Source organism: Neomelitea salexigens DSM 19753 (assembly GCF_000422345.1).
Taxonomy (GTDB): domain Bacteria; phylum Pseudomonadota; class Gammaproteobacteria; order Pseudomonadales; family Spongiibacteraceae; genus Spongiibacter; species Spongiibacter marinus_A.
The window spans coordinates 470,716-491,886 of the sequence record NZ_AULP01000002.1 but is presented as its reverse complement, the minus strand read 5'-3'; the positions used below and the strand labels follow the sequence as shown (position 1 = coordinate 491,886).

The 21,171-nt window shown below is 50.0% G+C and carries 24 protein-coding genes; 8 read left to right on the top strand and 16 right to left on the bottom strand.

Annotated elements, in window-relative coordinates:
* Positions 1-2 precede the first annotated feature (2 nt).
* From H573_RS0105685 to H573_RS0105660, 6 genes are all read right to left on the bottom strand, one after another.
* Positions 3-422: a CBS domain-containing protein gene (locus H573_RS0105685; protein ID WP_027873420.1), complete on the bottom strand. Its 420-nt coding sequence runs from the start codon at positions 420-422 to the stop codon at positions 3-5.
* Between the two features lie 26 nt (positions 423-448).
* A complete protein-coding gene (locus H573_RS0105680) occupies positions 449-1,672 on the bottom strand; it encodes a saccharopine dehydrogenase family protein (protein WP_027873419.1) in 1,224 nt (407 codons plus the stop codon).
* Between the two features lie 182 nt (positions 1,673-1,854).
* On the bottom strand, positions 1,855-2,025 hold the full coding sequence (locus H573_RS19505) for a hypothetical protein (protein ID WP_154653844.1): 171 nt from the start codon (positions 2,023-2,025) through the stop codon (positions 1,855-1,857).
* A complete protein-coding gene (locus H573_RS0105670; RefSeq protein ID WP_036255781.1) occupies positions 2,022-2,435 on the bottom strand; it encodes a CBS domain-containing protein in 414 nt (137 codons plus the stop codon). Before H573_RS0105670 ends, H573_RS19505 begins: the two co-directional genes overlap by 4 nt.
* Before the next feature lie 91 nt (positions 2,436-2,526).
* Complete coding sequence (locus H573_RS0105665) at positions 2,527-3,384, bottom strand: pirin family protein (RefSeq protein ID WP_027873417.1); 858 nt, start codon at positions 3,382-3,384, stop codon at positions 2,527-2,529.
* Positions 3,385-3,405: 21 nt separating this feature from the next.
* The gene (locus H573_RS0105660) at positions 3,406-4,008 is read right to left on the bottom strand and encodes an FMN-dependent NADH-azoreductase (RefSeq protein WP_027873416.1); all 603 of its coding nucleotides are present in this window, start codon (positions 4,006-4,008) and stop codon (positions 3,406-3,408) included.
* A 618-nt stretch (positions 4,009-4,626) separates the two neighbouring features.
* Between H573_RS0105660 and H573_RS0105655 the strand changes: the two genes are divergently transcribed.
* The 4 genes from H573_RS0105655 to H573_RS0105640 all read left to right on the top strand — a co-directional run bounded on the left by H573_RS0105655 (position 4,627) and on the right by H573_RS0105640 (position 7,202).
* A complete protein-coding gene (locus H573_RS0105655) occupies positions 4,627-5,313 on the top strand; it encodes a hypothetical protein (RefSeq protein WP_027873415.1) in 687 nt (228 codons plus the stop codon).
* A 206-nt stretch (positions 5,314-5,519) separates the two neighbouring features.
* Positions 5,520-5,900 (top strand): hypothetical protein, encoded by a 381-nt coding sequence (locus H573_RS0105650; RefSeq protein ID WP_027873414.1) that lies wholly within the window; start codon positions 5,520-5,522, stop codon positions 5,898-5,900.
* A gap of 77 nt (positions 5,901-5,977) precedes the next feature.
* Positions 5,978-6,745 (top strand): hypothetical protein, encoded by a 768-nt coding sequence (locus H573_RS0105645; RefSeq protein ID WP_027873413.1) that lies wholly within the window; start codon positions 5,978-5,980, stop codon positions 6,743-6,745.
* A gap of 130 nt (positions 6,746-6,875) precedes the next feature.
* Complete coding sequence (locus H573_RS0105640) at positions 6,876-7,202, top strand: hypothetical protein (RefSeq protein WP_027873412.1); 327 nt, start codon at positions 6,876-6,878, stop codon at positions 7,200-7,202.
* A 25-nt stretch (positions 7,203-7,227) separates the two neighbouring features.
* Here H573_RS0105640 and H573_RS0105635 read toward each other — a convergent pair whose 3' ends face one another.
* Complete coding sequence (locus tag H573_RS0105635) at positions 7,228-7,884, bottom strand: hypothetical protein (RefSeq protein ID WP_027873411.1); 657 nt, start codon at positions 7,882-7,884, stop codon at positions 7,228-7,230.
* An 11-nt stretch (positions 7,885-7,895) separates the two neighbouring features.
* A complete protein-coding gene (locus H573_RS19650; protein WP_205618899.1) occupies positions 7,896-8,390 on the bottom strand; it encodes a hypothetical protein in 495 nt (164 codons plus the stop codon).
* A gap of 218 nt (positions 8,391-8,608) precedes the next feature.
* On the opposite strand from H573_RS19650, the gene H573_RS0105625 reads away from it, so the two are divergent.
* On the top strand, positions 8,609-8,929 hold the full coding sequence (locus H573_RS0105625) for a helix-turn-helix domain-containing protein (RefSeq protein ID WP_027873409.1): 321 nt from the start codon (positions 8,609-8,611) through the stop codon (positions 8,927-8,929).
* Positions 8,926-10,176: a type II toxin-antitoxin system HipA family toxin gene (locus H573_RS0105620; protein ID WP_027873408.1), complete on the top strand. Its 1,251-nt coding sequence runs from the start codon at positions 8,926-8,928 to the stop codon at positions 10,174-10,176. Before H573_RS0105625 ends, H573_RS0105620 begins: the two co-directional genes overlap by 4 nt.
* Before the next feature lie 45 nt (positions 10,177-10,221).
* Here H573_RS0105620 and H573_RS0105615 read toward each other — a convergent pair whose 3' ends face one another.
* From H573_RS0105615 to H573_RS0105595, 5 genes are all read right to left on the bottom strand, one after another.
* Entirely contained in the window at positions 10,222-11,895 is a 1,674-nt protein-coding gene (locus H573_RS0105615) for a TniQ family protein (RefSeq protein WP_084497936.1), read from the bottom strand.
* Positions 11,873-12,808, bottom strand: a complete 936-nt coding sequence (locus tag H573_RS18880) for a TniB family NTP-binding protein (RefSeq protein ID WP_027873406.1) — start codon at positions 12,806-12,808, stop codon at positions 11,873-11,875. Before H573_RS18880 ends, H573_RS0105615 begins: the two co-directional genes overlap by 23 nt.
* A gap of 9 nt (positions 12,809-12,817) precedes the next feature.
* Complete coding sequence (locus tag H573_RS0105605; protein ID WP_027873405.1) at positions 12,818-14,380, bottom strand: hypothetical protein; 1,563 nt, start codon at positions 14,378-14,380, stop codon at positions 12,818-12,820.
* 81 nt (positions 14,381-14,461) lie between these two features.
* On the bottom strand, positions 14,462-14,941 hold the full coding sequence (locus H573_RS0105600; RefSeq protein ID WP_205618898.1) for a hypothetical protein: 480 nt from the start codon (positions 14,939-14,941) through the stop codon (positions 14,462-14,464).
* Positions 14,941-15,609 carry a hypothetical protein gene (locus H573_RS0105595; protein ID WP_154653843.1) on the bottom strand — a complete coding sequence of 223 codons (669 nt, stop codon included), beginning with the start codon at positions 15,607-15,609 and terminating at the stop codon, positions 14,941-14,943. The genes H573_RS0105600 and H573_RS0105595 overlap by 1 nt, the downstream gene beginning before the upstream one ends.
* 262 nt (positions 15,610-15,871) lie before the next feature.
* Between H573_RS0105595 and H573_RS0105585 the strand changes: the two genes are divergently transcribed.
* Positions 15,872-16,504, top strand: coding sequence for a hypothetical protein (locus H573_RS0105585; protein WP_027873402.1), 633 nt, complete (start codon positions 15,872-15,874; stop codon positions 16,502-16,504).
* A gap of 28 nt (positions 16,505-16,532) precedes the next feature.
* Here the strand turns inward: H573_RS0105585 and H573_RS0105580 are convergent, their stop codons facing one another.
* From H573_RS0105580 to H573_RS0105565, 3 genes are all read right to left on the bottom strand, one after another.
* Positions 16,533-17,054, bottom strand: coding sequence for a hypothetical protein (locus H573_RS0105580; protein WP_027873401.1), 522 nt, complete (start codon positions 17,052-17,054; stop codon positions 16,533-16,535).
* A 589-nt stretch (positions 17,055-17,643) separates the two neighbouring features.
* Positions 17,644-18,945, bottom strand: coding sequence for a nucleotidyltransferase (locus tag H573_RS0105570; protein WP_027873399.1), 1,302 nt, complete (start codon positions 18,943-18,945; stop codon positions 17,644-17,646).
* Positions 18,923-20,038 carry an SAVED domain-containing protein gene (locus H573_RS0105565; protein ID WP_161624242.1) on the bottom strand — a complete coding sequence of 372 codons (1,116 nt, stop codon included), beginning with the start codon at positions 20,036-20,038 and terminating at the stop codon, positions 18,923-18,925. Before H573_RS0105565 ends, H573_RS0105570 begins: the two co-directional genes overlap by 23 nt.
* Positions 20,039-20,170: 132 nt before the next feature.
* On the opposite strand from H573_RS0105565, the gene H573_RS0105560 reads away from it, so the two are divergent.
* On the top strand, positions 20,171-21,046 hold the full coding sequence (locus H573_RS0105560; protein WP_027873397.1) for a WYL domain-containing protein: 876 nt from the start codon (positions 20,171-20,173) through the stop codon (positions 21,044-21,046).
* Positions 21,047-21,171 lie beyond the last annotated feature (125 nt).

The following is a 21,171-nucleotide window of genomic DNA, read 5'->3' as shown; positions in this document are numbered from 1 at the left end:
CATTAGTCGCCGTTAAAGCCGCATTCCTCGGCGCGACGTAATAGGTCTCTCCAGCTGACAATACCGACGGCTTGCTGCGCGCTATCCACAATGGGGATACAGGCAATATCGTTGCGGTTAAAGGCGGCGATGGCGGCGTAAACGTCGTCGTCAGGCGTTAGGCATACCAGCTGCCTGCGCATGATTTGGTGGGCGTGTTTATTTAGGGTTGCCTGGTCTTTAGGCAGTTCCGCCATGGTGCCGATGTTTGGACTGATGGCGGCGGCAAGATCCCGTTGAGAAATACTCCCCCGAAGCTTTCCGCCTTCCACCACCAGCAGGTGGTGGAAGTGGGTCTTCATAAACAACTCTCGCACGGTGCTTAAACGGTCGTCGCTTTCAACGGTAACGACCGGTGAGGTCATGATATCGCGCAGTTTCATGCTCACCCTCCCTGTATGGAATAGCGTTAGCCATCCACGACATCAAAGCGTAATCCAGCATAGTTTTCTAAGCGACCCTGAAGTGTGGTGCCCATGCTGCTCGCCGGTGTCCAAATGCCGCCACCGCATTGCTCGGCATCGATGTCGCGCCCCAAACACAGTGCTGCTTGAGAGATCATCTTGGCGGTTGAGCCATAGCCGGGGTCGCGGTCACCGGTCACTTTGCACTGCAGTTTGCTGCTGCCGTCTTCAAGGGCGTAGAAGCGCATATCAAAGAAGCCATTCAGTTGGTCTTCAGGGCTGGGGCCTTCGCCCGGAGCGGGAAGAAGCTTTTCCAGCAGCCAGCGGCTGGGCTTTATCGCTGCGCCAACCATGAATGCGGCCAGGCCGCTACCAATACCGTAGGCGCTGAGGCGGCCGGACAGCCCCTTGCCCGTGAGCATGGTTTCTTCATAGCGAAAATTTTCGCCATATTTGGAGGCCAGTAAGGCATTGCTGCGGTGAACCACGCGGGTGTTGATTGCGGCCATGATAAAGGGTGACATCCACCGCCCGGTAACGGGGTCGTGTTCGGCCAGGCCTGGGTTGCGTTGACGAGCGCTGTAGGACGCGTCGGTAGCAATTAGATAGGGGTCGGCCATTTGCTTGCGCAGCGCTGGGTCCTTGGAGGCTTCCTTCATTACATTGAGCAAGCTGGCGAAGGTGCCGCCAGACAAGCCACCCTTGGCAGCTTTCACGCGCATACGAATATCGCTGCTCGGTTTGCCGTGGCGTTGCTCGAATTGCTGCTGCGTGAAGAGGACGCCGAGGTCGGAGGGTATGGAGTCAAAGCCGCAGCAATGTACGATACGCGCGCCGGATTGTTGGGCGGTGGTTTGGTAGCGATCCACCATTTGACGAATCCAGTGCACCTCGCCAGTCAGGTCACAGTAGTCGGTGCCAGTCTCGGCGCAGACCTTTACCAGAGGTTCGCCGTAAAGCGCGTAGGGGCCAACGGTGCTGAGAACAACACGGGTTTTTTCAACGAGCTGGCGCAGTGATGCCTCGTCGTTTGAGTCTGCCAATATAATGTCCGGCTTCTCTCCGCATAGCGCATCGCGGGTTGCCTGCAGTTTACTCTCGCTACGCCCCGCCATTGCCCAACGCAAGGGCGTGTCTTCGCTTTGGTAGGTGCTCAAGTATTCGCAGATAATCTGACCAACGAAACTGCTGGCGCCAAAGACGATGATTTCATATTGGGTTTCGCTCACGTAGCACTCCTTATCAAGATGCATGTGTCCACCGCGGAACGGCAGTGTTGTTATATAGCTTGTATTTGACTCGGTGCAGAGCTGCAGCCGAGGGCTGTAACTATCAAACGGCAATGAATAGGCACTAGTGTAGCTGGGGCGATGCGACTTACCATGATCTCCGATGTCCGGTTGCGAAGTCGTTAGCGCAGGTAGTGAGGGGTGTCTTGCCGGCAGTGGTGGCGATCATCGGGGTCGAGTATTTTGTCGCACTCTTGCAGGGCCCACTCTCGTTGTTGATCGTATTGACCGCTGCCACAGGCGCCGAGCATGGCGCACAGGGCGGCGGTGGTGAGCGCTTGAGCGGCGGTCATTGAGAGTCGCAGTGCGCGCGGTTTTCCCAAAGCGCACTCAAGATGGCACTGCGGGTAATCAAGCCGAGAAGTTTGCCGTCTTCAATCACAGGGTAGAGTTTGGGTTTGTTCTTACCCATATTTTGCGCGAGGTCGACAATATTCTGTTCGGCTTCGACGGCAAGCACCTCGTTGTGCATGACATCGTCAACGTTCGGCACGCCTTCACAGTGGTAACTACTGACCAGCATAGAATGGATGCAATCCTGTTCAGAGACGAAGCCGACAACGCGGTCATTATCGTCCAATACCGGCAGGCCCATAACCCGGCTGCGCAATAGGGTGTCCACGACTTCTCCCAGTGGTGTGTGCATGCGCACGAAGGGTGCGGGGCTGGTCATGATGTCACGGACGCGAATACTGTTGCTCATTGTACTTCCTCCATTTGTGAATACTATACGCCCCTAGCTAAGCTGCTGTCAGTGTTTAGATGGGGACAAAGAGCGACGATTCAACGCCGCCCTAGTCCGTGAGGGTGCCGTCGCGATAGTCGCGCAGCGCTTGCTCAATTTCCGCGTTGCTGTTCATCACAAAGGGGCCGTATTGCACCACCGGTTCGCCAATGGGTTTACCGGCTATCAACAGCGCGCCGCTACCTGGCTCGCCATCAAGTATTACGCTGTCGCCTGGGCTGAGTAGCGCTGCGGTTCCAGCGCAAATACGCTCCCCACCGATTTCCAGGCTGCCGTCATAGCAGTACACCGCAGCGTTGTGACCAGCAGGCAGGCCAAGCTTAAGTGCGCGCGCCGACGTAAAGCGGATGTCGGCGTAGACCGGTTGGGTGCTGTATTGCTGCCCATCTACGCCGTTAACGTAGCCCAGGCTGCTCCCGCCGGGCAGCGCAAGTTCTCCGGCGATATGATGGAGAGAGAAACCTTCACCGCGATACACCGGAATGCGCGCCGAGTTGATATCTTGATACACAGCCGATCGCATTTTCTCATCAGCCGGTAAGTTCACCCATAGCTGAAAGCCGCGCAGCAAACCCTCGCGCTGCTGAGGCATTTCCGAGTGAATCACTCCCCGCCCGGCCGTCATCCACTGCACATCTCCCGGCCCGAGGTTGCCCTCATTTCCCATATGGTCGCGGTGTTGCATGTTTCCGGCGAGCATGTAGGTCACGGTTTCAAAGCCGCGATGAGGGTGGGCGGGAAAACCGGCTATGTAGTCCTCTGCGCGGTCGGAGTAGAACTCATCGAGCATTAGAAAGGGGTCGATGCGATCTCCGGGGGTGCTGCCCAGGCTACGCTTGAGGCTGACCCCCGCGCCATCGCGGGTGTCGCGAGCGGTAATGCGGCGAGTAACGGTTCGCTGTGTCATACCTGACTCCTCACTCTTATCTTAAGAGGCGTGTTTGAACATCGCCTCGCGGGCGTGCTGCCTGGCTTGGTCGGCGGTTTCTGGCCCCATGTTTAGCCCTTCAGCGTAAATGAAGTGGATAGACTCAATGCCCATAAGGCCGAAAATATGGCGCAGATAGGGGCTCTGGGTATCCATTGCGGTGCCGACATACTGGCCACCGCGGGCCGCAAAAATGTGCACGGGGCGGTCATGGAGCAAACCCTGCGGGCCATTTTCTGTATAGCGGAAGGTCTCCCCTGCCCGGGCAATATGGTCGATCCACGCCTTAAATGTTGACGGTACACCCAGGTTATACAGGGGCATTGCAATGACAATTTCGTCGGCGCTGCGGACTTCTGCAATGAGCGCGTCGGACTGTTCCGCGATGGCAGACTGCTCTGCTGAGCGCTTTTCTGGCGCAGTGGTCAGTGCGGCGAAGCGCTGTGCGTCCAGGTGAGGCAATGCCTGTGCGTGCAGGTCGCGGTGGATCACGTTGGTTGACTCGCCTTGGGCGCGCCGGCCCGCGATGAACTCTTGTGCCATTTGGCTGGAATGTCCCTGTTCGCCTGACAGGCTGCTGCTGATGTAGAGAATATTAGGCATGGTGTATTCAACCTTAATTGCTTTGGGAATGGGGTACCTCGTCGTTACTGGCTCGAGGCGGTATATGAGAATGATATGCCCGAGCCATGACTTAAAACACGTGAGAATATTCGCTAGGTTTCATTTAAAAAATAAATCGATAGGTTTAACTATATGTTTTAAAACGTTTTTTCTTCTGCCCACAGAGACTTTCGTCGATTACTCTCGTCTAGGCAAGGTCAAACGAGAGAGTTAATTTTTATGTGTACGCTCACGAGTGGTGTATTCGCGCCCTGCGTACGTGACCGTTTATCTCAGAAATTGAGATGAGTTAGCGTCATACCCTCTGCTTTAAACCAGCAATAGATGTTCCAGCCCTACTCCATCGTTCTGCGGAGAATATTTGCCGTTTGCAGCGATGCTTCTCTGGTCTTTCTGTCAACCCGATGCGCGCTTCCTAATATGCGATGGCCCCAAGCGCGAGGCTTTGACCGTGGATCGTATCGATTCAACGACGAGTGGTTTCAAAATATGATGCGTAACCATGCGCAAAGAATAATATATTATCTGTTGACAATCTTTTCGGATAATTTATTATGCGTTCTAACGTAAAACAAATCATATTTAAGGGCTTTGTGGATGATGAACTTAAAAAGCGCAAAAGAGCTAGTAGCTAGTGTGACCGAGGCAGACATTGTTTCGGAACTCGACGAATTTCAATCGCGCTTTATTGAAAACGAACTATTGAGCTTGCTAATTGCGGGCTATGAGGGAGTGAAGCCTGACCGATTTTTAGAGTTATACAGCTATGCATTCAATGGTGATCTGAGCCAAGTAACCGAGGATGAGGATTGGTTTGACGACGCAATTTGCCTTTGCTCCATGATTGATACGCTTTTTTGCATGTTTGACGAAATCAGTGGGTTTGTAGCGACTCATGACGCGATTGATGTCGTGCATGACGCGGCGTTTGGCCGATTTAGGATTGATTTGGCTCGTATAGCTGAGGTAACCGGTGAGGAAAATGACTATGACGGAGAGCGCCAAATTAGCTTGCGACAGATTGCGATCCTGTGCCGTATGAAAGAGGCAAGTATCCGTAATGCATTAAGTCAAGACGCCAATGCTCCAGTCGGTAGAAAGGTTGGCAAACAAGTGTTCTTTGATTCCTCCCAAGCCCATAAGTGGATGCTGAAGCGCAGGGGATACCAGCCAACGTTGTTACCGGAAGATGCTGGCATGCTCCGGAAATATCGAAACGGAATCAAATATGATTCGGCGTACATCGGTGGTGAAAAAATCGATCGTAGCCTTGATATCAGTTAGTAGTCGTGACCCCTGCGGGCGGTGGGGGAAATAACACCCGCAACCGTGCCTACGACATGCTCCAGCCTGTTTACCAGGTCTTAGTGTCGGATAGCTCGGAAGAGCGAGCAGCGAATGGGGGCTGCAAGTAATTCCAGTTGTCAGAGGTGAACGGCTGACTGCGGGAAAGACCGCATTAATAAACTTACTTTAAAGGAAGCGCTGACATGATGAACTCATTCGAAATTCGAGATGGCTTGTTACAAATTCTTTCGCTTCGAGAAGATGAAATTCGGGAAACTGAAAAAATGTATGAGTTTGACTTAGGCGCTGGCTGTTACTGCTATGTTAAGCGTCCCTACCGAGGAACTGGTATGGACAAGGAATATTATGCGACGAGGACTTACCCTCTGGTAATACATAAAAATTGGATTAATCAGCAAGAGCTCCTTCAAACTTCGGAAATTGAGATTGGCCCCCTTTATAAAAATACCAATATGGGCCAATTCCCCAGGCTCGAGGGAAGTAGCACGAAAATAGGGCTGAGTGTTGCCATTGATAACATGGCTGCGTTGCGAACTCTGATCGGCACTATCGGCGTACATTAACGACCAAAATTCGAACTATTGAGCAGCAAAACTTCCCGGCGTCTTGAATATAACCAAAGCATAAGTGAGTTGAAGCTATGAACGAGTTACATCAATTTTCAGAATATCTAAAGACAGACTACATGCCGCTTTCAGAGGGCCTGCCTGATGAGCTTCAGATCGATGTGAGTGGAGATTTCTCTATGTATTATGCTCCTTTCGAATTCGTAAACAGCGAGGCGAGTGTAATTATTTGCGGAATCACTCCTGGTTTGTCCCAAGCTAAAATAGCGCTAGCAGAGGCTCAGAAAGCCCTCCGCGAAGGGGCAACCGTTGCTCAGGCAGCTTATCGAGCAAAGCACTCTGCGAGTTTTGCCGGGCCTATGCGACGCAATCTCGTTTCACTTTTGGACTCTATCGACGTGCACGGTCTTCTGGGTATCGAGTCAACCGAACAACTTTTCACAGACCGGACTGATCTCGTGCATTACACGTCAGCGCTACGCTATCCCGTCTTTAAAAATGGAAAGAACTACAGTGGTACGCCGTCGATGGTCGCTACACCGTTTCTCCGCAATATCGTCGACTCTACCTTGGGGGAAGAGCTAGCGCGTTTTAACGAAAAAACTCTGATAATTCCGCTGGGTGGAAAAGTCGAAGAGGCCCTACTTCACCTGTCCACGAAGGGGTTGATTCGGCGAGGCCAAATACTGAGCGGAATTCCACATCCATCGGGGGCTAATGCCGAAAGAATCCAGTTCTTCCTTGGTAGGAAGGAGGAGTCTGATCTTTCTAAGAAAACGAATGCCAAGATTATCAATCAAGGAAGGGAGGTGGCTATAGGCATTGTGGCGGGACTAAGATGAGTCGGCGGCGCTTCAGAACGGAATGTAGTTATATCTAGATTGTAGACTTGATCCTGGAATTGGCATACCGCGATTGTTTGATCGGTTGAGATTTTTGGATCGAGTAATAGTCAATTTAGAGCGAGCAAAAATGGAAAAAGTGCCAGAGACAGACAGCGAATACATGGCGTTCGTTGATGCCTTGTATGACGAGTTTCCCTCAATGCTCCGGTGGCATAACAGCGCCACCGGGCAAGACGAGTTCGCGTGTTTTGGCGCCGATCCTGCCTGGTTGCCGTCAATCCGAAAGATGCTCGCAGATCTGCAGTTTTTGTACTCGATCAACAGTTTAGAGCTTCCAGTCTTCAGCGATTTCAAAGCCAAACGAGGACGTCTATCCATTCACTGGGATGGAGGCTGTCCATTAGCTGATGAGGTAATCGATGCTCTTGAGGATGTAATAAACGCCGCAAACTGAATCGCTTCGCTCTATCAAACTGGATCTACAAGCCGTGAGAGCTGAGCAACTTTGCTATTTCAGGTGAGCCGTGCGCTAACGCGAATTCAAAATAGGAGTTAAAGCTTGGAACGCTACAAGGTGCTACACCTTTGTGGATGATGGCTTCAACCGCTTTGAAGTCTTTGCGCTTTATGGCTTGGGGTAGTGAATTCAAAGACTTATGGAGCTGCCTTTCATGGGTCGAGTTCTGCTCGGACTCCATTCTACTTTTGTGTTGGTTGGCCTTTATTTTTCTTGTTCTCGCTCGTTCTGCGTCGATCAACTTACAGTCAGCGATAGATTGTGCTTCTCGGTAGATTAATGCCCCAAAGGGATCGTATTCGTTTGTGCGGTTGTGGCGGATCCATTCCGAAAGCGGTTTTTCGCCAGATGGGTCGAGATCCACATAATGTTTATACATTTCACTTACCGGCGAAATACTGCCCCCAGTTCCCTTGCCAGAAAGCCGCCCCCAGGTAATGAACCCCTTGATGAGGCTTTGGAGATCTTCAGAGCTGAGTGACTGCCACACCTGTTGCTGGAAATTTAGGGCGTCGATTGGCTCTGTGGAGATAATCTCGCGACATATGTTCTCGATGAGGTGTTCATCAATAGACCTGCCTAGCTCGATAAGTTGTTGAATTAACTCAGAGTCGCTCATGTAATGCCGCTCTAATTTGGAAAAACCGTACGCTCAAATTCGCCAATGATCTCCTCAACTGGTGGCCATATAGTTACTAATTCGCCACGTTGATCGAAAATCTTTCCGTGATTTCGGTCGGCAATAATTTTCATTTGGATGAAGTTGGTAGCAAAGGCGGGATCGTTGACCGCATTGGCTAATTGGCTTTCAGTGATTGTTGTCTGTCCGCTTCTTCTAAGATCGAGGTAAGCCATGAGAATTTGAGTATTTTTCTGGTCTTTGCGTTTGGCCCAAAGCTTTAAACGCCGAGCCACCTTGTTGATCTCGGACGTGTCGCTTAACGCGATCGTAGCTTTCTTCGTGCTTCCAGAGGTTGTCATCTGCGCCTCAAGTTTATTGAGATTAACTATCGCGTCGACTAGCTGATCGTGTATCTCCGTTCGATCTGCGCCGTTCGACACCTTGAAGGCACAGATTTTCAACTGAGATTTCAATTCCAAAAAGATGTTTCCGGCATCACTCATTGGGTTCCTCCCCTCGTTAGAGGACAGTTTCAATCGCAATTAACTTAAAGTCAACAAAAGACTAATTTAGTCTAATTAATGTTTTGGCTTCAGGAAGCTCTTGTCGTAGTCGAGGGTTTGCACTGGTTGTGCCTTGAGTATATTTCCTTCATTAATATATGCTATTATGGAAACATCATGTTCCATTAATGCTTTAATTAGAAAGGTATATTTCCATTATGCCAACACCTCATCATATTTCTCCAGGGGTTAAACGAACCCTGTTGGTACTTGGGAAGGATCTCAAGGAGGCGCGCCTGCGACGCCGTTTGACGGCTGAGGTAGTGGCCGAGCGAGCCGGTATCAGCCGGCCAACCTTACGCCGAGTCGAGGCTGGTAATGAGGGTGTGTCTATGGGGATATACGCCTCGGTGATGCAGGCGGTTGGGCTGCTGGACAACCTTAAGGGGGTGGCGGACATCAGCAATGATGCTGTCGGCAGAGCCATTATCGGTGAGCAGTTGACGCCGCAAAGAGCGAAACGGAAGTCCAAAGAATGAGCAAGCACCCTCCCATTGAAGTTTGCATGGCGTTTGAAGGAGAGACCCATCTCGTCGGTCGTTTAGCGTTCACGGACGGAAGGCGCCAGCCAAATGCGCGCTTCACCTACGATGACAGCTGGTTATTGCGTCCGGGCGCATTTTCTATCGATCCCGACGCGCCGCTGACTCAAGGAACACACTTTCCAAGTAACGCTGAATTCTTCCGGGGGATTGGTGACTCTGCGCCAGATAAATGGGGGCGGAGCATTATGCAGCGGCGGGAGCTGCGCCGTGCAAAGCACGCTGGCGAGCGTGCTCGTACCTTATTTGAGCATGACTACCTCATGGGGGTAGCAGACTTGCCTCGCATGGGCGGTATTCGTTTTCGCTATGAAGGCAGCGAGATCTTTGAGAAGCCTCTTGATGGTGAGGGTGTTCCAACGTTGATCGCCCTACAGGGGCTTTACGAGGCTGCGGGCCGAATTGAGCGCGGTGAAGAGACAGACGAGGATATTTCGCTATTGTTCTGCCAGGGCTCATCCTTGGGTGGAGCGCGCCCTAAGGCGTCGATTTGCTTGGATACTGGCGAATTGTGTATTGCGAAATTTCCTAAAGAAGCCGATGACTATAGTATCGAGCGCTGGGAGTCAGTTGCTCTTACCTTGGCGGAGATGGCGGGTCTTTCCGTGTCCCAGCACCGCTTAGTTCAGGTGCTGGGACGGAATGTTTTATTGTCGATACGGTTTGATCGAGATGGCCAGCGACGGATCCCCTTCATGTCGGCGATGGCCAGGTTGCAGGCCAATGATGGTGAATCTGGTAGTTATCTTGAACTTGTCGATGATATCGCGCAAAACAGTAACCACGCCAAACGAGATCGCGTTGAGCTATTTAAGCGTGTGGCCTTCAATGTGCTGATTTCCAATGTTGATGACCATTTGCGTAATCATGGATTCCTGCACGTGGATGGCGGCTGGAGTTTGTCACCGCTGTACGATGTGAACCCCACTCCCCCGGTAGTGAAGGCTAGAGTACTGACAACCGCCATTGATGAAAGCTATCGTCACTGTGATATTGATATCGTATTGGATACAGCTGAGTTCTATGGCCTGTCTGCAAAAGATGCCAAAGCCATCGTCAAGGAAGTTGCAGAAGCGACGGCGCAGTGGAAAACCGTAGCGACAAGGAAAGGGGCACCAGAGTCAGAGCTTAGGCTTATGGAAGTTGCGTTCGAGCACGATGACCTGGACAAAGCACTGGCATAGTTGGTTAAGAACACAGGTATAACACTTGTGTTTGCGATGATTTCCTTAGTGATCGTATATGAACCCCAAGTATTCCCTGCCGCTTGTTAGTGCAGTCGTTAATCGGTCGCTGACTTGATATAGGTCTAGCTGATTTCCACTAGGACTAGCTTGATAAATTGGATGGATCCCATTTTCAGCTAAGAGCGTGCGAAGCGCTTTTTTACGACGAGCTGTAAAGTGGGCAATTCTATTCAAGCTAATCAAACTTGCTGCCGATTCGCTGAAGTCGTTGCCGCCGAGCTCGAGATTTAAGGCATTGCAAGCGCGAGCTGCAGTGGGTTTCGACGTTTTCCACCAGTGCGCTAGTGCTTGTTCATTCGCAAGCCGATTATCTGCAATGGCTTTTTGATGAAGGGCGAAATACATGTCTCCCTTTGCTAATCCAAAGGATACATAGTCTGATTTTGTATACGCAGTGACACTCTTATTCTTGATGAGTGTCCAGACATCACTTAGAGACGCACAAAAATACTTAAGATGAGGCCTGAGTTCACTCAGCGTCATAAAGTTGTCTGTCACGATCCCCGTTGCTTCAATAATCTGTAGCGATTCGAATGCTGCCATCACTTCATCTAAATCGAATCGACTTCTCTGTGGAATCCGGGACGTATTCAACGCGGGGATATGTCCGGCACTGGCTAGTACATGGAGGTCAGAAACACGCAGGCCCAGCAGACCAGAAAGATCCTCGGCAGTAATGATTCGTGAGAGACTAGCGTGTTGCCTGTCTGAGCGCCAAGACCGCAAGCTTGCAGCTGGGACGTGATAGTCAATTGCGTTTCTTACAGTTTCGTTTTTGGATGACTTATGTACACGGTCAGTATAGTGAACGGGCCGAAACAATATCTTTGTATATGCAGGCTCTTGCTTAAACGGAGCTTGAATGCGGGTTAAAGGCATAGAGATAAGCTTGGTAGAAAGTTGCGCCAGATCAGCGTTCTGTGACGCTAGCCAGTTTGCATAGCCTGTCCGAAAAGCTGCAGAAAACATCAGTCCGGCTGCTTGGTATTGAAGCCTGGTGACATCCTTAATCTTCATTTGTGACAGCGGTGGATGCGGTGTCACCAAATCCATGGGCCGAGCCATGCAATTGACCGCGGCGATTAGCGTGTCTTGATTTAGCTTACCGGTATCGAGCAAGTTAAGAAGAGACTGTGCTGTTACATCCTCAATAGAAGGCTCCTCTTGGTTGGTGGAATACAGCGCTTTACACTTCGGGCAAGTATCGATCTTTCCGCGATTCAAAGAGATCGGGGTATCACAAGCCGGGCATGCCTCAATCAGTCGCACACCATGCGTTCCACAAACGGTATACAGCGCATTGTCCCAAGTAGCGCGTATAAATGGGCGCTCTTGAATGCAAGCCGGGCAAATCGCCGCATAGCCGCGGTAAAGCTGCTTCCGCTGGCTTTCTGCTAGCTCCAGACTGGTTTTACCATCGAAGGATGCATCCAGTTCGCCTGGCTCCATTCGCAAAAGCGGTTCGATTGCAGCCATGACTTTTCGCGCGCTACCGGTGTAAAAATGCGAATCCTCAATCACAAATTTGTGCTTGCCTGGCTCAACTAAAAATGAAGCGGTTGGAAAGCCATTTTCGGTTGCTACGCGACGTAAATAGCCTCTGAAAGACTCTCCATCGATTGGTCTAGGGCGACTATTTAATGCCGGAGTGGTCATGCAAATACCTCCGTACAGTCTGAATGGTCGATTCAAAGGGATGGACGGGGTGGCCGTTCGCACCGTAGAACTCAGGCTTACTGTCGACGAAGCTGTACGCGATACCGATCTCTTCGATAGTTAGTGGGTGATACGTCGGCTCGTAGAAAAGATTTGCCGCAACGATCAAGATTTTCTTGAGAGTGCGTAAATTTCCCCTGCTTGCCATCCATAATCTTGCTGCATTGTCATCAGATGCTAGCTTGGACGTCTTGAGCGGATATTGCTCTAGCAGTTTTACAAGAAAATCTTGGAAATACTCGAACGTTACGCCTGATCGTTTATCAAGCTGAGCGAGCGTAATTGGGCTGCTGAAGCGGCTCAGCAAATGTTCATCAAGCTCAAACACCTTAAGGCCTTTCGGCACGCCAATCAGACCAATGGAGATATTGGTTACGCGCGACAACTCTTTGATGAATTCGCAGACGCGGTCATTGAAGTCGCGATTATTACGGCGAACCAGCTGCTGGAATTCGTCCAGCAAAATCAGCTTTGTCTCGCATACTTTGAGCTGAGTAAACAAGAGTTCCTTTTTCTCCGCTTGGGTCATGCCGCGCGAAATCTTTTGGCCCAAGAGCTTCAAAAGTTGATCTACCAGTGCTGGTACAGTTGCCCCGCCAGTCATTTCTGCATGAACCACGGGGTAGGTAGTTAATTCCTCAGAATCGATCCTGGGGATGAGAGATTTAACTTTTTTACAAATGGCTGTTTTGCCTGAGCCAGGAACACCAACAATCACAAAGTTCAACGATGAAACCCCCGACATCTGATGCGCGAGATTCATGTACTCTAGCGCTTCGCGATTGTGGTCAGCGTCGATCCAACATTCTTCAAAGCGTTGAATTGAATCTTTTTTAGTTGTTTCAAGTGTCATGCTGTGCGATTACTCCCAATATAAGTTGCGGGTGATGCGGCGTGGAAATGGTGTTGTTTGGCTGCTTTCGATTTCTTCAGCGGATTCGTTTTCGTGATCAAATACAGTTGTCTCAGGAACGCCACGAGTACTGCGTAGTGCCTCCTCCATTTGTGCCTCCTGACGTGCGCTGGCAATGTCCACGGCGACGGAGATCGCCGCATTGCGGTGGCTGGTTTCTGTAGCACTGCGCCTAAGATCTTTTGCGCGCTGTCTTGCATGCGCTTTGATTTCAGCATCTGTCATGCAAGAAAGAATATTGATGTCTTGCATGTCAAAATAAGCCGGATTGATCAGCAATTGACGGCGTGCCAGTTCGGATCTTTCAACCGATGCATCGCGGTTAATTCGGGGAATTGTCATGATTTCATCTGTAATGGGGTTTTTGACTTGAATCGAATCAGGTTTAGTAATGGCCCATTTGATCGAGACTTTACGATTGCCTTGGTCTCGGCCCTCGCCGGATAAATCACGAGCGAGTCGTTGAAGCTCACGATTGTTGTATTTATAGAAGTCGGCCCCAACTTTGATCTGGATACCTTTGCCCAGCATGATGGTCTTGGTTTGTTCCTCGCCGATGAAATTTTTTGCCTCAATCGGGTTGGCTGGCATGGTTGGCGGGAGAAGCATGGCTTCTCGCTCCCAGTGGGCCGTGCGCGTTAAACCTTCGCGATTCGAAGAATTAATCGCCTGATTGAATTTATCGATGATGTATCGATGGAGCAGAATTGAATGCTCAAGCTCGGTGAGAACCGGAGTGACTTTTTCGTGCAGTGATTTGTCTTCTGTGTCGTCATAAGACCCGTCCAATTTGAGGGTAAATTGACGTTTGACTACACCATTGATCACTTCAATAAGCGCTTTGTCTTCGGGGGTGCGTGTTCTAGTGAGCATGGCGCCCACAAACATCATGTCGAGTAATCGATCAACGTTTCCGTTGTTGAAAGCGGTACCGGCATCCATTACGCATTCAAACACTCGCCCCCGGACTGGCCACGGGTTTTGGGTGCCGTAAGTTTCTTGGATACCGGTCTTTCCAAAAAACGCACTCTTGATGCACTCAAGGACAAACTCGGAACTCTCGCTACCGGTGTAGTAGTTCGTGGAGAGGCCCATAAACGCCGTCGTTTCGCCTTCGACGGCGAAAATATGCCGCGGTGAATGTTTCAGCGGAGAAAAATCATAAGAACTCAGGAGCTTGATGGGCTCAACAAAGCCGTCAAATAGCGCACGTGCCATAAATCCAAAGAAAGGCGTTTCACTTTGTACGCAGCGATCAAACTCCTTAACAGCTGCAGCACCGACTTGAGCTTTCAAGCGATCACGCTGGGGAATATTGCGCTGGAACCACCTGCGGAAGGTGTCCTTGGAGATGGGTTTGCCATGAAGGCCGCGTTCGTAATGCGCACGGACATGCCGTTCGTGAGCCTCAGCAAAAGACAGGTGCGTTTTTTTCATCAAATGCGTATAGAACATCTCCATGGACAATTCATATTGTTCTTCATAGATGTTGTTTGATCGCGTCATCGTCATGTTTGGGCATTCTGCTGTCATTTTCACTGTTAATAGGGACGTGGCTGGGAGTGAGTAAACGCTTCTCAGCCACGCTCTAAGTTAAGCAACAAGCTGACGTTGCTTGATCGTTTTACAACGAAGGTCGATAAGGGCTGCTGGGTTGTGCCGTGCTGCACGAAGTCTTGCAGCCCATCGGCGGACAGTGGATGGGCGAGCATAATTGGCATGCCCGTGACGCTCTCCGATACTTCGGCAAACGGCCTCTTGATCGGCCGCAGAAACGACGTTCATTGAGAAAAAGCGCGCATACGGCAAGCGATACGCGACGATATTGCGTTCGTAATCCGTGGCCATATCCAATGTAAGCTGGGCGTTACTCCGCCATACCTCTGTATCGAATCCGTATGTATGGGGAATTAGCCGTCCGTCTTCGTAAGCTGCCTCGAGCACTTCTCGCGACTCGATGCAGGATTGGCCCGAATCAAGCTGCTCAAAAACCACGCGTTTGAAGTCCGAAAAGACGATCCGGTAAAGAGTGCCGTTATACTCAAATTCCGTGTCTACTTTGAAAGTCATCATCATTTGATCCTCGTGATCTCGGAGGAGAAGGTGATATCCCGCTCCATATCCGTTTGTAGGTGGCCGTGGGCCAAACCGAACCACACGGCATGGGTTGTGTAGGTTTTCTCTGCCAATTGCATGGCTAGTTGGTGCATCGAGGCGGACTCGCCGACGGCAAGCATCTCGAGTAGTGCATTCACCTCCTCCTGAAGGGGCTCTAAGCCAGTCTTGTAGATGTAAAATCGGCGTAAATTCCGTAAATGAGCGCGAGATGGCATTTGGTCGCGAGTGACTAGGATCAAGCGCCTGCCGTTCGCCGCGAAAAACCGCTGCAGTAGCGTGAATTTGGTCGTGAATTTTGTGTCTTCGAGCGCTTCGTCCGCTTTGATCTCAATGAAGAACCCCTCTCCACGCTTATTCACACCGAAATAATCGGCGGTGTAGCGGCGTCGACCGTTCCAGCCTGTTACCGAGTCCACCCTTGAGTTAAGAAAACGGAACTGTTTGCTGAAATCGCTCCACAACGCGAAGTTGGCTTCCAGGTGACCCTCGCAGCGGTGCCGAGGCATACCAGGCATAGCAATAGAGGTGTGCCGATAGATCCGGACGATCGGTGAGCTCTTGCCCGGGCGTTTTGCCAGGGAGGGCTCAAGCTCTGTTTCGGTCTCAGGCGTTCTTGGGCGCATTTCCGGTTTCCACATTGGGCTGATCAAAAAACGTACTATTGAAAAAATCACAATTAACTTTAAAAAACAAACCTAAGCATATGATTTTCATATATTTAATAGCCGGTATAATAAATCTCGTACGCTGTTATTTAGTGATAACGGATTGCAGCCCTAAATCCGGACAGATTTTTTTAAATTATTTTTTTGGAGGCGGCTGTGGTAATTTGAAGGGCTTATTTAGGCGCCAAAAAAGTCAATAAAAACAAAGGGAAAGAGGAGCGTGAAAAAAGAGAAGGAAGAGCTGGTTGGCAGAATTTCTATTGTCGTCGCTGAGCGCGCATCCGATGAGGGGTTTCGAAAAAAGGCACTGTCTGTGGTTCGAGCCAAGATGGGTGCTACGGTCAAGCGTGAAGCAGAAATGCCAAATATTACCGAAGATGCCTTGGGCGCAACCGCGATTAAGATTCTGGAAAAGCTGCCCGAACGCCCTCTCTTTAAGTTGAAGCGCATGGCTGGAACTGCAGGGAAGCCTTCAGCGGAAGTGATTGATCGTTACTTAATGCGCAGTGTGGTCAATTACTGCAATGACAGGCTTAGACGCTGGACTCTGGGTGATGAAGAGGGCCGGATAGGCAGCAGGGCACGAGGGCGGCTTCCCGTCACAATCGAGAGGGAGCTTGGCCAGGAAATCGAAAATTGGGATGCGGTTGGGTCAACGCCATTCGAAATGGACAAGCTGGAGCTGGTTTCATTGATGGCACGTTTAGAAGCATTCGGCATTAGTGATGAAGACAAGGCTTATATTGATGCGCTTTATCATGGATATAGCTATGAAGACCTAGCGAAAAAGCATGGTGGAACCGAGGGTAAATACAGAAAACGTCTGAAGCGGGTTTTTGATAAGCTTCAGTAAGCGGCTTTTGCAACAGGCGATTTATCTATCACATGTGTGCTCTCGCGATTTTTTCATTCTCCCACGAAACAAAGTATGCGTTTCTAGGCAGTTCTTCATAGTTCATCGAGCCTTGAGATCCTGCCAATGCCCCCATAGACTGTATAGAAAATGCCATTTGCCATTTACTGCCAAGTTTGACGAAGGTCATGTCATTTGAATCTTGATGAATTGCTCGCGTTTTAGATGAGTGGGGCCAGACCCACCAGACATATGGCATTGTGGTTTTTCCGGACTTAATTTTAAAAAGCATTTCGTACAGCAACTCACGGACAGTTAGTTCTTCATTTTCCGAAACGATGCTCTTAGCCAATTCAAAATTGTGAGGATTCAGCCAGCTCTCAAAAACGGTGACGTTTGTCAGCATTTTCGTAGGTAGCGCAGGGGTCGCGACGCCATTTATCCACGGTGCCGCTAATTTGAAGTTCGTACCTTTTCGAAGTACGGAATCATTTTCAGGCAAATTGTCTCTAGCAAACTTCCGCCAGATTTTCTCAACATTGTTATCCATAACAATTGTTCCTTCTATAAAATTAGTTAACTATATGCATTGATAGAGACTGCTAAAATATGAGCATCCCCCCGATATTTTTGTTGATCCGTTTCTCTTGATCATAAACCTACCATTTTTAAAAAACAAAAAGTTAGGGCGGGCTGGTTGCGAAAGTTAGCCCCCCAATTAAGTGGACTACCAAAAACGTTTTTTATCCTTTTGATAGCACTGATACGCAAGTACCCAAAACGAGAGCAAGGCAAACAGGGCCACTTTGTCATATCTTTTAGCGAACTTTTGAACAAAGGTTTCCTCTAGCCATTTCATAGGGCCATGCAGCTCGAAGTTGGATAGCGCGTAATTCCCCCATAGATGGATACCGATAAAAAACACAACTCCGAGGGCAATCGCCCATTGTGTCCGCCTTGAACGTGCCAATATATACAAGAACTCATCGAACGACTGCCTCATGGGAACCCTCAAGCCGTTTTTAACTTTGAAGTAGCAAGTCGGAGAGCGGTCTGTGCGCCAGCCTGGAGCTGGTGATCAGGTCAGCTAAATGCGCTTCCATAACACGTCTTCCGACATTCTCGATCCACTCCAATCATCAACGAATATTGACGATGTGTACGGCTGAGGCCACTACCTCACCCGCTTTTACAATTTCACAAATCATCTCGTGACGCCCTCGGTAGGCGGTGCGTCGCCAGATAGTGAGGTTGTCTGAGGTTGCGAGATGGCCCATGTCATTTGCGGCTTCGGCCTCGTCCCCTGAATTGACGACTCTCCATTTAACCGTAAAGGGTGCTGGCACATTTGTTTTCGCTTCAAATTTCAGGTGCTTCATTTTGGGTACGATTCGACCGCTTTGTATGTTGCGAGCTGTCAGAAATCCGCCATCCTTTTTCGATATTCCCATTGTGAGTTTCACATTGTAGCTTTGGTCATTTGCTGCGTTCTTAGAAATCGACTCCGTAGAGATCTCCCAGAACTGATGCTGGAACATATAGTTCCAGGCCTTCTTGGCTTTCTCCTCAGTGCATTCATCCTCCATTAGAACATCGAGTTCTTTGGTCACTGAGTTAAGATGTTTCTTGAGGCTATTTACCTGTGTAATGAATTTCTGCTTGTCGGTCAGCTTTTGTGTGGCGTCGACTGGATTGTATACGTCGCAACTTGATTCAAGCCGAGTGTTGATTGCGCAAAGGGTGTTGAGCAAGGCAATATCGTCCCGATCCTTGTCTGGCTTGTAACATTCGGCGACAAGTGCGCTAATGATAAACCCGCCGGGGAGATTCCAACCTTCCCGCGCTTTTGTGAAAGCTTTAATCCATCGAACGATCCGCCGCATCTGTTGTGGGCCAACGCTGGGTTTTCCGAAAAAAGTTTCAGAAGGACTTTGCTCAGTAACTTCTTCCGTGAACCAGCTTGTGATCGCTTTGGGATCTCGCTCTGTCCAGCTCGCACCGGCGTGCTCAATAATGTCTCCGAGCCACCCTTCACTGCGACGATAGACCGCTATATCAACGTGATACCCCTCCGCGTACCAAATTGTGACAGCATTGGTTCTGGCTTCGGGGTCTTTCACGAATCCGGATGACTTTAAATTAATCGCTTCAGCAACCCTTTTTCGCGCTTCCAGAGGGGAAGCGGGTAGGTCGTCTTTTTCGAAAATCACCGCGATATCAATGTCGTAGTCATTGTTTGATGACTTATTGGCCGTATGCATGGCAATACTACCCTGCAGGAGGTTCTTGACGTAAACCGGGTGACCGAGTTCTTTGAGTCCATCGCTGAGCCGGGTTAAGTTGGTGTCGCGGAGAGACCTGAGCCGATTCATTTCCTCTTTGAGTCGAACATGGTCTTCATAAAATGCATTCAGCTCGTTATGCATGTTGTACTGGGGCATGAGAGCCTCCTGCAGCGTGATGGGCATTGAACCGGGCGGACGGATGATCTGGGTTGTTAAATGACAGTGACCAGGCGTATTTGGGAATGCTTTGCGAGGAGTAGTTGTAAACGATGATTTCCGGGTCAATTCGTTCGCTGATGCAACGACCTAGAGCAAAGCTAAGTGACACGGGCCCAGCATAGAAGACGTGGATTCGCCGGCGGTTGGGGAATTTGTTCTTTATAACTTCCAGGGTTTTACGGAATTCAGTGCAGACTTGGGCAATTTGATCATGACTTGTGATCAATTGGCGCGTTGGTTGGCGTGCGTTAATTTCCGCAGTTGCCAGAATACTGGATAAACCAAGCTCGGCGATTTCTGTTGGGTGAATGGGGTAGCTGATACCGATGGCGACGACGACGTCGCCCGAGGCGTCGGAGGACTCCACGCAATCAATCTTTGTGAAGAGGTCAATCGCGCGAGTGATGCCTGATAGCTGATCCCAGCGGCCGGAGTCATTATTGAGATCGTACAGATCTACTCGATATTTGCTATCTGATAGAAGGTAACCAAGGTAAAAAGCGAGCGGTACATGGGGTAAACCATAATAGGCGATGGGCGAGTCTGCCCCGGAACTCAGAAAGCCACTGAGTTGATGGGGGACGCGATCTAGTCGACGTATAGCCGTCTCGTGGTCGTCGAGCACTCCCTTGGTATAAGAGTCACTGTGGTCTACATCGATTTCCCGGTAGGCCGCGAGGCGTTGTAGAACTGGGAGGTCTTTTTGAACGGCCTCCTGCGGGAATGACCCCAGCGAATTATGCCTGATCCCAATCACTTCGCGATTCTGTTGGCGCGGGGCCCAAAAATGGTTGACGAGTATCAGCAGGGTGCCAAACGAAACAATAGAAGTGCCTGTGACGGGCATTGGTTCTGAAGCGGAGAGTTGGCCAAATGAAGTTTTGGCCAAGAACAGGTTAATGAGGTCGATGACGATGGGTGGGGAAATTAGATAAAGCCCAGCAATGGCTAGGCAGTAACCAACCTTCCCGGTTATTGACCGAAAGGTAAGCCGTAGAGCTATCTCGATATAATCATCAACACTTTTCAAGGACGCCATCTCAAACAAAGATACTTAAGATCCACTATACTAATCAAAATGATGATGTCAACAAATTAAATTGACGCCGAAGGTGGTGTTGTCTACGATCGGTCTCCATTGTGGTCATAAGTAGAAACTGCCGTGGATGACATAGCCCAAATACAGCGAGAGCGCTTAGCCTACATCGACTTCAGGTTGTATTTTTTGGGATCGGTGGGGCGCAACGACCTGGTAAAACGATTTGGCATCAAGGAAGCGGCTGCAACCCGTGATCTGGCGCAGTATCGCGACCTGGCGCCGCAAAATATCGAATACGACACAAAGGCGAAGCTATACAAAGTATCGGACGAGTTCTGCCCGTTGTTCCGATATAAGCAAGAGCGGGTACTGTCAGCGCTGTCAAAAGGGATTGGTGACGACTCAGTACTGGATCAGAAGGGTTTGATTCCCTGCGAAACGCCATCCCAGCTCAGTAACCCTGACCTCGACGTGCTTTCTGTGCTGACCCGGGCGATATATAACCGATTGCCTGTTGAAATTGAGTATCGGTCGCTGTCCAGTGGCTTTTCTAAGCGTGAGGTCGTCCCATTTTATCTGGTGGATAATGGCCTCCGCTGGCATATTCGCGCCTATGACCGCCGGCGAAATCGCTTCACTGACTTTGTCATAACCCGGATAACTCAGCCCAAACTGCTTGCAGACAGTCGAATTGAAGAACACGAGGAGTCCAAGGAAGATATCCAGTGGAACCGTATTGTGGAGCTGGAGCTCGTCGCGCATCCTCGGCTAGACCATAAGGAAACTATTGAGGCTGATTACGGCATGATTGATGGTGTTCTGCCCCTAAAACTTCGGGCAGCAGTGGCGGGCTACCTGCTTCGGCGATGGAATGTGGATTGTTCTGCCAAAGGTATTCTAGATGGCGCCGAATACCATCTTTGGCTGAGAAATCGCCAAGCGCTGTATGGCGTCGATAATCTGATGCTTGCTCCGGGATTTGAAGCTGACCCCCTATAGCAATCCGAGCTTCTTAAGTACTCTAATCGCTCAACTTAGCAATGGAATTGCATGAAATGATCTATTTATACCTATTTTCACGATGCTTTGTGAAATTTTTAGAGCCCCTGGGTTACCCGGAAATC